The 12,813-nt window shown below is 73.2% G+C and carries 11 protein-coding genes; 5 read left to right on the forward strand and 6 right to left on the reverse strand.

The window, feature by feature from the left end; genetic code table 11:
- Nucleotides 1-99: 99 nt before the first annotated feature.
- Nucleotides 100-3,165 carry a discoidin domain-containing protein gene (locus LZG04_RS20740; protein WP_233819406.1) on the forward strand — a complete coding sequence of 1,022 codons (3,066 nt, stop codon included), beginning with the start codon at nucleotides 100-102 and terminating at the stop codon, nucleotides 3,163-3,165.
- 231 nt (nucleotides 3,166-3,396) lie between these two features.
- Here the strand turns inward: LZG04_RS20740 and LZG04_RS20745 are convergent, their stop codons facing one another.
- From LZG04_RS20745 to LZG04_RS20760, 4 genes are all read right to left on the reverse strand, one after another.
- Nucleotides 3,397-3,819 (reverse strand): hypothetical protein, encoded by a 423-nt coding sequence (locus LZG04_RS20745; protein WP_233819407.1) that lies wholly within the window; start codon nucleotides 3,817-3,819, stop codon nucleotides 3,397-3,399.
- A 97-nt stretch (nucleotides 3,820-3,916) separates the two neighbouring features.
- Nucleotides 3,917-4,618, reverse strand: coding sequence for a response regulator transcription factor (locus LZG04_RS20750; protein ID WP_233819408.1), 702 nt, complete (start codon nucleotides 4,616-4,618; stop codon nucleotides 3,917-3,919).
- On the reverse strand, nucleotides 4,615-5,805 hold the full coding sequence (locus LZG04_RS20755; RefSeq protein WP_233819409.1) for a sensor histidine kinase: 1,191 nt from the start codon (nucleotides 5,803-5,805) through the stop codon (nucleotides 4,615-4,617). Before LZG04_RS20755 ends, LZG04_RS20750 begins: the two co-directional genes overlap by 4 nt.
- Before the next feature lie 26 nt (nucleotides 5,806-5,831).
- Nucleotides 5,832-6,392 (reverse strand): hypothetical protein, encoded by a 561-nt coding sequence (locus LZG04_RS20760; RefSeq protein ID WP_233819410.1) that lies wholly within the window; start codon nucleotides 6,390-6,392, stop codon nucleotides 5,832-5,834.
- A gap of 296 nt (nucleotides 6,393-6,688) precedes the next feature.
- Between LZG04_RS20760 and LZG04_RS20765 the strand changes: the two genes are divergently transcribed.
- The 4 genes from LZG04_RS20765 to LZG04_RS20780 all read left to right on the forward strand — a co-directional run bounded on the left by LZG04_RS20765 (nucleotide 6,689) and on the right by LZG04_RS20780 (nucleotide 11,090).
- Nucleotides 6,689-7,831: a 3-deoxy-7-phosphoheptulonate synthase gene (locus LZG04_RS20765; protein WP_308199207.1), complete on the forward strand. Its 1,143-nt coding sequence runs from the start codon at nucleotides 6,689-6,691 to the stop codon at nucleotides 7,829-7,831.
- A gap of 12 nt (nucleotides 7,832-7,843) precedes the next feature.
- Complete coding sequence (locus LZG04_RS20770; protein WP_233819411.1) at nucleotides 7,844-8,842, forward strand: FkbO/Hyg5 family chorismatase; 999 nt, start codon at nucleotides 7,844-7,846, stop codon at nucleotides 8,840-8,842.
- Between the two features lie 17 nt (nucleotides 8,843-8,859).
- Nucleotides 8,860-10,476 carry a hypothetical protein gene (locus tag LZG04_RS20775; RefSeq protein ID WP_233819413.1) on the forward strand — a complete coding sequence of 539 codons (1,617 nt, stop codon included), beginning with the start codon at nucleotides 8,860-8,862 and terminating at the stop codon, nucleotides 10,474-10,476.
- Nucleotides 10,477-10,565: 89 nt separating this feature from the next.
- Complete coding sequence (locus LZG04_RS20780; protein ID WP_233819414.1) at nucleotides 10,566-11,090, forward strand: DoxX family protein; 525 nt, start codon at nucleotides 10,566-10,568, stop codon at nucleotides 11,088-11,090.
- A 65-nt stretch (nucleotides 11,091-11,155) separates the two neighbouring features.
- Here the strand turns inward: LZG04_RS20780 and LZG04_RS20785 are convergent, their stop codons facing one another.
- The gene (locus tag LZG04_RS20785) at nucleotides 11,156-11,482 is read right to left on the reverse strand and encodes a DUF1540 domain-containing protein (RefSeq protein ID WP_233819415.1); all 327 of its coding nucleotides are present in this window, start codon (nucleotides 11,480-11,482) and stop codon (nucleotides 11,156-11,158) included.
- A 451-nt stretch (nucleotides 11,483-11,933) separates the two neighbouring features.
- Nucleotides 11,934-12,797 carry a GNAT family N-acetyltransferase gene (locus LZG04_RS20790; protein WP_233819417.1) on the reverse strand — a complete coding sequence of 288 codons (864 nt, stop codon included), beginning with the start codon at nucleotides 12,795-12,797 and terminating at the stop codon, nucleotides 11,934-11,936.
- Between the last annotated feature and the right edge of the window lie 16 nt (nucleotides 12,798-12,813).

A 12,813-nucleotide genomic window follows, 5' to 3' on the forward strand; every position in this document is an offset into this window, starting at 1 on the left:
GCGGGTGAAGTTCGCTGTGGGAGAGCGCTCTCCGAGAGTTTGTCGACGACCCGCGGCCGGCGGCACACCGGCCGCGGGTCACCCCTGCCTGGAGTCGCCATGCCCGAAGCGCCAGCCCGGCACCGCCGCCGGGCCCTGCCCCTGCTCCTCGTCCTCGCCGCCCTGATCGCGGGCCAGCTCGTCGCCTCGGTGGCCGCGAGAGCGGCGGGCGTCCTGTTGTCCCAAGGCAAGCCGACCACCGCGTCGTCCACCGAGAACGCGGGCACCCCGGCGTCCGCCGCCACCGACGGCAACGCGGGCACCCGCTGGTCCAGCGCGTTCACCGACCCGCAGTGGTTGAGCGTCGACCTCGGGGCCACCGCGACCCTCGACCGGGTCGTGCTGACCTGGGAATCGGCCTACGCGACCGCGTTCCAGCTCCAGACCTCGGCCGACGGCGCCACGTGGACCACCATCCACACCGCGACCGCCGCGACCGGTGGCACGCAGAGCATCCCGGTCACCGGCGTCGGCCGGCACGTGCGGGTGCTCGGCACCGCCCGCGCCACCGGCTACGGGTACTCGCTGTGGGAGTTCCAGGTCTACGGCACGACCGGCGGTTCGGCCTCCGGCACGCCGATCTCGCAGTACAAGCAGGTCGCGGCGTCGACCTGGGAAGGCGGCAACGCGCCCGCCGCGGCGCTGGACGGCCGCACGACCACCCGCTGGTCCAGCCAGTTCGCCGACGACCAGTGGCTGCGCGTCGACTTCGGCGGCGTGGCCGCGGTCAACCAGGTCGTGCTGAACTGGGAGGGCGCGTACGCGCGCGGTTACCGGCTCGAGGTGTCCAACGACGCGGTGAACTGGACGTCGATCTACTCGACCACCACCGGCGCGGGCGGCACGGAACGGCTCACGGTCGCCGGCACCGGCCGTTACCTGCGGTTGTTCGCCACCGCGCGGGCCACCGGCTACGGCGTGTCGCTGTGGGAGTTCCAGGTGTTCGGCACGGTGGACACCTCGGCGGCCACCCCGCCGCTGCTGTCGCCGCCCACCAAGGCCCCGGCGGTGACGGGCCGGTTCGCGCTGTCCGCGCCCGCCGACAACGCGATGATCACCTCCACCCGGCGCCCGGTGTTCTCCTGGGCGGCCGTGCCGGGCGCGGTGCGCTACCAGGTGTGGCTCAACGTCAGCCGCACGGACTACGACTTCACCGCGTCGGGCAACCTGATCGACCTCTACACCAAGGTCGCCGAACCCACCGGCACGAGCTACACGCCGTCGTGGGACATCGCCGACCGGTGGACGTACAAATGGTACGTGGTGGCGGTGGACGGGTCCGGCGGGGTCAGCGCGTCGAACATCCGCACGTTCAGCGTGTACCTGCCGACGTTGACGACGGTCGCCGACGGCGTGCGGGTGGTGAACGGCAGCCGTGACCTGAACAAGAACGGGACGATCGAACCGTACGAGGACTGGCGGCAGCCCGTGGAGACGCGGGTGAACGACCTGCTCGGTCGGATGACGATCGAGGAGAAGGCGTACCAGATGTTCTACAACGCCCAGGTGTTCCCGCGTTCCGGGTGGCACTTCGGGCCTGCGGAGGCGCAGGACCTGCACGCGGCGTTGCTCGGGTCGAGCGGGACGCGGCTCGGCATCCCGTTCGTGTCGGCCGGTGACACGATCGCCGGGTACAAGACGACGTACCCGTTGCAGAGCGCGTTGGCGGCGGCGCGGAACTACCCGTTGGACTACAAGCTCGGCGACATGCAGCGGCGCGAGCAGTTGGAGGTCGGCACGCGCGGTGTGCTCGGGCCGTTGGCCGAGGTGGGCACGAAGGTGCTGTACCCGCGCATCCAGGAGGGCAACGGCGAGAGCTCGGAGGTGGCGTCGGCGCAGGTGCGGGCGCTGGTGGCCGGGTTGCAGGGCGGGCCGGAGCTGAACCCGGCGTCCGTGCTGGCGACCGTGAAGCACTGGCCGGGCGAGGGCGCGGGCGGTGAGGCGCTGATCGTGTACGACGCCGTGACGATCAAGTACCACCTCGCGCCGTTCCGCGCGGCGATGGAGGCGGGCGCGGTGAACATCATGCCGGGGTACGCGGGCAGCTCGCTGCTCGACCCGGGCGGGCCGGGTGCGGGTGACAGCGCGAAGATCCTCGCCTACCTGCGGCAGAACCTCGGGTACACCGGGTTGATCACGACCGACTGGCTGCCGTCGGGGTCGTGGGTCGGCGCGGCGAACGCGGGCTCGGACGTGATGGGCGGCGCGGACCCGGGTGCGCCCGGGTTCACCATCGGCGGGTTCACCTCGGCCGTGCCCGCGGCGCGGATCGACGACGCGGTGCGGCGGGTGCTGCGGCTGAAGTTCAAGCTCGGGATCTTCGAGAACCCGTACGGCGACCCCGTGAACGGGCCGTACCGGTTCCACAAGCCGGAGTACGCGGCGCTGGCGAACCAGGCGTCGCGCGAGGCGATGACGTTGCTGAAGAACACGAACGGCGTGCTGCCGGTGCGGCTCAACCGCGGTGACAACATCGTGGTGGCCGGTCCGCGTGCCGACGACACGGCCGCTTGTTGCATCTGGACCAGCTACTTCCACCAGGAGTACGGCTCGCAGACCATGCTCCAGGCGATCCGGGCACGTGCCGCGCAGGCCGGGGTGAACGTGCACGAGGGCACCGGGCCGTCACCGAAGCTGGCGATCGTGGCCGTGGGCGAGACCTCGTACACGCACGCGACGAGCTGGCCGAAGGAACAGCCGTACCTGCCGCCGGACCAGTTGGCCCTGATCCAGGACTTCCACCGCCAGGGCATCCCGGTCGTGGTCGCCCTGGTCCTGCCCCGGCCGTACGTGATCACGGAGTGGCACGACCTGGCCGGCGCCATCGTCGTGACCTACCGCGGCGGCGAGGAGATGGGCCCGGCGCTGGCGTCGCTGCTGTTCGGCGACTACACCCCGACGGGCAAGCTGCCGTGGCAACTGCCCCGTGCCCTGGGCGACGTGCTGCGCCCCGGCGGCACCGACATCCCGGCCGACGCCACCGAGCACTGGGACCTGCCCTACGACCTGGGCGCGACCGCCGCCGAACGCGCCGACATCCGTGCCCGCATCGACGCCGGCACTCCCGTCCCCTCGAGCTACGGCACCCCGCTTTACCCCTTCGCCGCCGGCCGAACCACCTTCTAACCCGCGAGTCCTACGTTCACGTCGCGTGTGTCCTACGTTCGGAACACCCGAGTTGAACGCTCAGAACAAGATCGACTGTGCTGAGCGTTCAACTCGGGGGTCTTGAACGTAGGACACGCGCGTTCCGAACGTAGGACACACGCGTTCTGGACGTAGGACACACGCGTTCTGAACGTAGGACACACGCGTTCTGAACGTAGGACACACGCGTTCTGGATGTAGGACACGCGGTTAGGAGGTGAGGGTGGTGATGCGGTGGCGCAGGGTGGTTTCCAGGTCGCGCAGTTCGCGGGCCGGTGGACCCAGGCCCGTCAGGGAAAGGCGGCGGGATTCCAAGCGGTCCGAGCGGTAGCGGGGGAAGGCCAGTTTCAGGGCGCAGTCCAGCATGCCCAGGTGGTAGCGCAGGAGTTCGACGATCCGTTGCGGCGGCGGGGGACGGTCGGTCTGCCACGCCAGGTCCGCGGCCCAGCCGGACAGCCTGCCGTACTGGGCCGCCACGGCACGGCCGTGCCGCGCGACCTCCCACGACGTCTCACCGGGACGCGCGCAGTCCGCGATGACGGCCTCCGCCCGCTCCTGCAACGCCACGGCCTGCACCACGACCTCCAGCAACGCACCCAGCCGCACGAGCTCCGCCGTGGCCGGGTCGAGCATCACGCTCGTTGGTTCGGCACGGCGATGTGCCCTGCGCGGACGAATGCGCACCCCTGGACGGTACCGCGCACCCGGGCCGCACGGCTGACCGCAACGATCAAGACACCCGTCCGGACGGCGGCGGCGGGCTGCTCCCGGGCACGACCAGACCGCTGTGGTACGCGGCGGCGATCGCCTGGGCGCGGTCGCGCAGCCCGAGCTTCATCAGGATGCGACCCAGGTGCGTCTTCACCGTCGCCTCACCGACCACGAGGTGCGCGGCGATCTCCGGGTTCGACAGGCCGTGCGCGACGAGCACCAGCACCTCCCGTTCGCGCACGGTCAGCTCGCACATGTCCGCGGACGTCGGCATGTGGTGGCGCGGCCGGGCGGCGAACTCCCGGATCAGTCCTTTCGCGACGGTCGGGTCCAGCCACGCCTCGCCGGACGCCACCGTGCGCACGGCGTCCACCAGTTCGCGCGGCACGGCATCCTTGAGCAGGAACCCTGACGCGCCCGCCCGCAACGCCGCGTACACCGCCTCGTCCACGTGGTAGGTCGTCAAGATGATGATCTTGGTGGCGTGGTCCTCGCCCTCCGGGTCGGCGTCGATGATCCGCCGCGTCGCCTCCACTCCGTCCACGCCCGGCATCCGCACGTCCATCAGCACCACGTCGGGGTGCACCTCGCCCGCCCGCGCGACGGCCCCCGCGCCCTCGTCCGCCTCGGCCACCACCTCGATGTCCGGTTCCGCGTCGAGCAGCATCGCCAGGCCCGCCCGCACCAACGGCTGGTCGTCCACCAGCATCACGCGGATCACCGGTGCTCCCCCACGGGTTCGCCCGCCACCGGACCGGCGACCGGCAGCACGGCCGTCACCCGGAACCCGCCCCCCGTCACCGGTTCGGCGGCCAACCGCCCGCCCACGATCGCCAGCCGCTCCCGCAGCCCGGCCAGGCCGTGGTTGGTCGACAGCGGCCGCTCCGGCCGCCTGCCCCGCCCGTCGTCGGTGACCTCCACGGTCAGCTCGTCGGGCTCCCACCGCAGCCGCACGTCCACCTGCGCACCGGGCCCGACGTGCTTGGTCACGTTCGTCAGCGCCTCCTGCACCACCCGGTAGGCGGCGAGGTCCACGCTGGCCGCCAACCGCCGCGGCTCGCCCTCCACCCGCGTGCGGACGCCCACCCCGGCCGCGCCGACCGTGCCGACGAGGTGCGGCACGTCGCCCAGGCCCGGCTGCGGCCGGCCGGTCACCCCGTCGCCCGCCTCGTCGTCGTCGCTGAGCCGCAACACCGTCAGCATCCGCCGCAGCTCGCCCATCGCCTGCTCGCCGGCCTCCTCGATGTGGCCGAGCGCGCGCCGGACCCGCGCCGGGTCGCTGTCGAGCACCCGCCGCGCGCCCGCCGCCTGCAACACCATCACCGTGACCGAGTGGGCCACGATGTCGTGCAGTTCGCGCGCGATGCGGGTCCGCTCGCCCATCACGGCCTCGTGCGCCTCGACCCGGCGGCGGAACTCCAGGTCGTCGGCGTGCTGGTGGCTCAGCCGCGCCCACCGCCCGCCCGCCCAGACGCAGCCGTACACGAGCAGGTAGAACACCAGGGTGGCGTAGGTGGCGACCATCCGCGCCTCGGGCGGCCGGGACGCGGCCTCCCGCAGCCCGGCCAGCACGGCCAGCACCGCGCACGCGAGCAGCGCGCCCGCCGACACCTTGATCTGCGTGCGCAGCGCCACGGTGAACAGCGCCACGCACGGGATGGCGGTCGGCTGGAACTCCAGCTCGCTGGTCGGCGTCACGAGCACCGCCCACACCCAGATGACGCCGAACACCAGCACCGGCCACCGGCGCCGCACCAACAACGCGGCGAAGCCGATCGTGACCAGGGCGACGAACAGCCAGAGCCCGGCACCCTCGGGCTTGCGGCTGCTGACCGCCGAGAACAGGAACGCGTCCACCACGGCGGCCGACGCCGCCAGGGCGATGTCGACCGCCGTGGCGCGGGACAACCACCGTGGCCGTCCCTCCCCCTCCATCAGGCCGTCCCCTTCCGGCAGGTGGGCAGCAGGTCGCACGGTCCGCCGGGCACGATGCCGTCCTCCGGTTGCTCGAACTCCGGCCGGCGCTGCGCGGCCTCGACCTCGGGCACCTGGCGCAGCAGCTCGGGCGTGACCGCGTCCCGCGATCCGGGCTCGATGACGCCCAGGTCCTCCAACGCCGCCCACAGGTCGCCCTCGTGCCGTTCCAGCGCCTCGTCCAACTGCGCCTCGGTGAACTCGCCGACGTTCGGCTCGTGCCGCGAGTCGTTCGCCATCCGGATCAGCGCGAACCGGTCACCGCGGCGACCGGGCAGCCGGAAGAACGTGACGCGTCGCGCGACGAGCCGCTCGACCCGGCGGCCTTCGTCCAGCGGCAGCGGCAGCACCAGCAGGTCGATGCCCTCGGTGGCCTCGGCGACGCCGTCGGTCGCGGCCGGCACGAGCACCACGCCGGGTTTGGTCAACAGCCCGGTGGCCAGGTGGCCTTCCCAGGGTTTCTCCTCGAATCCGTGCTCCTGAACCGACACCACGAGGCGCACGCTGCCACTGGACGTCATATTCCCTCCCCTTGTCACGCGATCCCACGATCACCGCGCGGTCATTTCCGCGCACGCGAACAATGGGACCACCCCCTCCCGCCACTATCGTCCACCCTGCGTCGGAGCTTGACGATCCCCCTGGCGGTTTACCTCGATCGGGCGACGCAGCACGGGAAAGCGCAAGCCGTGAATCCGCCCGCGGGCCGACGAAACGCACCGCGCGATTCAGCAGTATTGCTCTCGAAAGTTCTGGGGGAAACGGATCAACGGAGGCGCGAGTGTCCACCGAGCCTGTTGCGCACAACCATGCGGAGGTGTTGTCCGAATGGGAGGCGGCGCACTGGAAATCACTGCCCGCCGCCCAGCAGCCGTCGTGGCCGGACCGCCGCGCCGCGGCGATGCGGGCCAGGATCGCCCGGCTGGACGGCCTCGTGACGGCGGCGGAGGTGGCCGTGCTGCGGTCGGAGCTGGCCCACGTGGCGGCCGGGCGGCGGCTCGTCGTGCAGGCCGGTGACTGCGCCGAGCCGTTCGCCGAGTGCGGGCCGCGGCACGTGACGCCGAAGGCCGCGCTGGTCGACCGGCTGGCCGCGGCCCTGGGCGACGGCCTGCCGGTGGTGCGCGTCGGCCGGGTGGCGGGGCAGTTCGCCAAGCCGCGGTCGCGGCCGACGGAGCTGGTCCGCGGCGTCGAGCTGCCGGTGTACCGGGGCGACCTGGTCAACGCGCCGCAGCCGCACGTGGTGGCCCGGCAGCCGGACCCGGCGCGGCTCGTCGCGGGCTACCACGCGGCGCGGTCGGCCACCCGGGTGCTGCGCCACCACCACCCGTGGCTGCGGACCAGCCACGAGGCGCTGGTGCTGGACTACGAGCTGCCGCTGGTGCGCCGGGACGACCGGGGCGTGGCGCTGCTGACCTCGACGCACTGGCCGTGGATCGGCGACCGGACGCGGGACGTGCGCGGCGCGCACGTGCGGCTGCTGGCGTCGGTGGCGAACCCGGTGGCGTGCAAGGTCGGCCCCGGCGTGGGGCCGGACGAGCTGCGGGCGCTGTGCGCGCGGCTGGACCCGGAGCGGGAGCCCGGTCGGCTGACGCTGATCGCCCGCCTGGGCGCGGACCGCGTGGCCGAGCTGCTGCCGCCGCTGGTGCGGGCGGTCCGCGCGGCGGGCCACCCGGTGATCTGGCTGTGCGACCCGATGCACGCCAACACGGTCACCGACGGCCGCGGCCGCAAGACCCGACTGGTCGCCACGGTCGTCCGCGAGGTCGCGGGCTTCCGGGCGGCGGTGCGCGACGCCGGCGGGGTGGCCGGCGGACTGCACCTGGAGACGACGCCGGACGAGGTCGAGGAGTGCGGTTGGGACGACTTCCCGACCGGCTCGTACACGAGCCTGTGCGACCCGCGGCTCAATCCCGGACAGGCGCTCGCCGTGGTCGCGGCGTGGCGGCCGGTCCACCACTGAGGGGGGAAACCATTGCGTGGCAACGTTATCGTGGCGCCGCCGTGCACGTTCCGGTCGGCGGAGGACTTCGCCGGCCTCGCGGGCGACACCGTGCTGGGCGCCGTCCGCTTCTCGACCGAGGGCGGTCCGCCGCGGTGGGAGCACGGCCTGCCGGTCCTGCCGCTGCACATGGCGCGGCCGGGTGAGCCCGAGGTCGTCGAGGTCTGGCACACCGAGGGCGACGTGGTGCGCACCGGTGAGCACGAAGGGCTGCTCTACGCGCACGACGGCGAGGTGCTGTTCTGCGCCGGGTGGATCGGGCCGTCGGCGGACTGCGGGGAGGCGGCGCGCCGGGCGTACCTGGCGGCGTTCGAGCTGGTCGAGCAGCTGGGCTACCGCAACGTGTTCCGGATGTGGAACATGCTCGCCGGCATCACCGACCTCAGCGCGCACGGCACCGAGGTGTACCGGGACTTCTGCGTGGGCCGTGGCCGGGCGTTCGACGAGCGCGGGCACGCCATGCCCGCGTCGACCGGCATCGGCTCGCTGGGCGGCGGTGTCGCGTTCTACTTCCTGGCGCACCGGTCGCACGAGGCCGTGCACCTGGAGAACCCGTTGCAGGTGCCGGCGCACGAGTACCCGCGCCAGTACGGGCCGAGGCCGCCGAGCTTCGCCCGGGCGACGTACCTCAAGCCGGAGCGGGGCCGGGGCTCGCTGTACGTGTCGGGCACCGCGAGCATCCTCGACCACGCCACGGTCGCGCCCGGTGACGTAGCGCGCCAGGTCCAGGTGACGCTGGCCAACATCGCCGCCCTCATCGGCGCGGGCAACCTCGCCCGGCACGGCCTCGACGGCGGTTACCGCCTCGACGACCTGCGCGCGATCAAGGTCTACGTCAAGCGCCCCGAGGACGTGCCGATCGTGACGCGGCTGTGCCGCGACGAATTCTCCCGGCGCGCGGACGTCGCGGTGTTCACCGTCGACGTCTGCCGCCCGGACCTGCTGGTCGAGATCGAAGGGATGACCCCGTGAACCGAGAGGGGCGACACATGCCGAACACCTCCGTCCTGGCCGACCCGGCCGCCGTCCGGATCCTGATGGTGACCGACAGCACCGCGAGCTTCGACCGGGCCGACTTCGGCCTGGCCACGCTGGTGGACGTGCTGGAGACGCCGCCCGGGCCGTGGGTGCGGTTCGAGGTGACCAAGGCCCACCGGGAGGCCAACCTGCCCGCGTTGACCGCGGACATCCCGGCGTTCCGCTTCGACGAGCACGACCTGGGCCAGTACGACCAGATCTGGTTGTTCGGCGTGGCCCGCGCGCCCCGACCGCCGTTGGCGCAGACCGAGCTGCGGGCGCTGGCGGAGTTCATGGACGGCGGGGGCGGCGTGTTCGCCACCGGTGACCACGAGGACCTGGGCGTGTCGATGTGCGGCGACCTGCCGCGGGTGCGCAGCATGCGCAAGTGGCACTGGCCGGACCCCGGCCCGAACGGCGAGCCGGTCGCGCCGTCGATCGACGGGCCGGACCGCAACGACACGCTGTCGGAGGGCCACGACCCGCTGTTCCAGCTCAACGACCAGTCCGACGACATCCCGCAGGTCATCACGCCCCGGATGTACGCCACGTCGGACTCGCCGAAGTGGGCGCACCAGGCCTACCCGCACCCCCTGTTGTGCGGTCCGCGCGGCACGATCCGCGTGCTGCCCGACCACCCGCACGAGGGCGAGTGCTACGTGCCGGACGACCTGACCCGGTCGTTCACGTTCGACGGGTACGAGATCACCGAGTACCCGGCCGGGCTCGCGCCGGAGGTCGTGGCGTGGTCCACGCTCAACGCGCGGGCCGCCGAGCGCGACCCGCGCAAGGGACGGCTGGACGCGAGCACGTTCGGCGCGATCGGCGCGTACGACGGGCACCAGGTCGGCGTGGGCCGGGTGACGGTGGACGCCACGTGGCACCACTTCTTCAACATCAACCTGGTCGGCGACCCCACCGTGCCCGGCGACCCGATCAAGAGCGTCGGGTTCGCCGCGTCGGCGGCGGGCCGCGCCGCGTACGAGGAGATCAAGTCCTACTACCGCAACATCGCGGTGTGGTTGGCGCGACCGGCGACCCAGGAGGCGATGTGGTGGCGCGCGGTGTGGGCCACCCGCTGGCACCACCAGGTGGCGATGGACCTGCGGCCGGCGTTGCTGGGCGCGCCGGAGCGGCTGGACCTGGCGGAGCTGCTGCGCATCGGCACGGACGCGCGCCAGGCGCTGGCGGCCACCGTGACCAGGGCGGACGCGTTGCAGTGGGCCGGCAGGTACGGCGTGGGCGCGGTCGACGCGGGCCTGTGGGAGACCGTGCGGCCGCACCTGGACCCGTGGCACTCGCGGGCCGGTGACGAGGAGGCGGGCCACCTGCCGAACCTGGTGCTGTCGCTGCTGCCGGAGCTGGTGCTGGACGCGGTGCTCGGCGCGGTCGTGTACGCGGTGGCCACGGCGTTCCCGGAACCGACCGAGGACGCCCGCGACCGGGCGGGCGGCGTCGACTGGGCGGCCACGGTGCGCCCGCACCTGGACCGGGCGCTGGACGTGGTCGCCGAGCAGGTGCGGCGGACCGACGCGCGGTTGCGGTCGTTGGGGGACACGCTCGCGACCGCCCGTCGGTCCGGCGACTGACGCCGGGTCGGGTGCCGGCCGGACGCGGGGGTGGTCCCCGCGGACCGGACCAGGGGGACGGAACAGGTGACCGACGAGGGGGGAGAGCGATGAGCAGGGAACTGACCGGCCCGCCCGAGGCCGACCGCACGGAGGCCGACCGCACCGGGCCCGCCGAGCCGTCCGGCGCGGCGTGGTCGGGCACGACGTTCACCGAGTCGGCGTCACGCGCGGTGGAGGGCCTGCTCGACCGGGCCGTGCCGCTGCTGCGGGTCGCCCTGGGCGTGGTGTTCGTGTGGTTCGGCGCGCTGAAGGTGACGGGCACGTCGCCGGTGCGGGAACTGGTCGCGGCGACGGTGCCGTTCCTGCCGGCGTCCTGGTTCGTGCCCGCGGTGGGCGTGTTCGAGGTGCTGGCCGGGATGGCGCTGATCGTGGCCGTGGGGGTGCCGCTGGTGGCGGCGCTGACGGCGCTGCACCTGCTCGGCACGTTCCTCGTGCTGGTGGTGCAGCCGGCGGTGGCGTTCCGCCACGGCAACCCGCTGCTGCTCAGCACCACCGGCGAGTTCGTGCTGAAGAACCTGGTGCTGCTGGCCGCCGCGCTCGTGGTGGCCGGGCACCACCGGCGACGGCGCTGACGACGCCGTCCCGCCGGTCGGTCAGCTCTGAGGGGTGCTGACCGACCGGCGGTCGCACGTGTTCGTCACGACACCGTCGGGCTCGCCGCGCCGGTGTTCCGGGTGTAGGTCAGGCAGTTGGCGGCGTGGTCGCCCTGTCCGGGCCCGACGCGCACACCCGACGCGGTGCACTCCAGTTCGGCGTTGTGGACGCAGTCCGTGCGCGAGCACGCGCCGACCTGCGCGACGACCTTCGGCAGGCCGCCCTTGCGGGCGAGCGGGATGAACGTGCCGCAGTCGGCGGCGCCGTTCGCGCCGCTCACGGTGATCGCGAAAGCGTGACAGCCGTCGTGGTTGTACGAACAACCGGTGACCGTGCACTCGCTGACGGCCGGCATTTCCGTGGTGGTCATGACCGCTCCTTCGGGCAACCGTTTCCTGCTCGGGACGGTGCCACCGACCAGCGGGTACCGCAACACGAAAGCATTGAGGCGAGGCTAACCTAAAAGCCGGAAAACGATTCGGATCAACGGCCGGAAATGCGTTTCCCGCTTTGCCCGGCGGCGCTGTCGGCGCACGGTCGGGTCATCGGCTCGACGGCCCCCTTCGAGCGGGCCGGAGTGCGCTCGACGTTGCGCTGGCTGCGCGCGCCCCGGTCGCGCACGCCGGTCACCGGCACCGTCAGCGGCCGGAACCACGTCGGTCACCGTCGACGCCGTGCGCCAAGCGCGCGGCCGCGCCGGTTCGCCTCGACGAACCGGGCGCCCACCGGAGTACTCCTCGGCCACGTCCGCCAGGCCGCGCAGATCGACGTGCGCCCGCGCGTCCGGTTCGGTCACGCCGGAAACCCACGTGCCACGAGCCCTAACCCCGGCACCGGTCCCGCACCTCGGGTCGCGGCGCGAACCCCGCCGACCGGTAGGTGGCGACCGCGCCGACGTTGGAGCTCGGCGTGCACACCAGCGCGCTCGACGAACCCAGTTCCCGCAACGCGGCCGCCGCCGCGACGGTGACCGCCTTGCCGTGGCCGCGACCGCGGTGGTCGGGGTGCACGCCCATCGGTTCGAGCAACCCGGGCTTGCCCGGACCGGCCGACCACACCGTCACCGCCGCCACCGCGCGGCCCTCGTCGTCGTGCGCGAGCAGGCACCGGGCGTCGGTGTACGGCGACCCGGACGCCATCGCGCGCCAGCGCTCGACCGAGAACGTCGACCCGTCGAACGACGCCCGCTGCACCGCGGCCCGCGCGTCCGCCCGCTCCGGCCCCACCACCTCGACCCGCACGCCCAGGTCCTCCACCGGCTCGGTGAGGTCGCGGCGCAGCGGCGTCCACGGCTCGCCGTCGTGCCAGCCGCCCGCCGTCAACAGGTCCTGCACCAGCGTGCCCGTCGGCGCCTCCACGGCCACCGCGCCCTCGGGCAGCACGCCACGCCCCGGCGCGCTCACGTCCTCGACCAGTCGCCGCGCCAGCTCCTCGTCCCGGTGCGCGTCCGGCGCGACCGCCAGCCGCAGCAGGTCCGGACCGTCCAGCAACCCGACGGCCAGCACCCGACCGCCCCGGCTCCACGTCCGGACCGCCGCGGCCGTCGCCTCCGCGCCGAACCGCCAGAACCAGCCCACGTCACCGGGGTGCAGTTGCACCGGCGCGCCGTCGTGCTGCCAGTCCCGCAGCGCGGCCACGACCTCCCCCAGCCCGTCGACACCGGGCACGGCCAATGCGATCGCCATGCCCGCGATCACACAC

Origin of the sequence: Saccharothrix sp. S26 (assembly GCF_021390395.1) — a bacterium.
Lineage (GTDB): Bacteria > Actinomycetota > Actinomycetes > Mycobacteriales > Pseudonocardiaceae > Actinosynnema.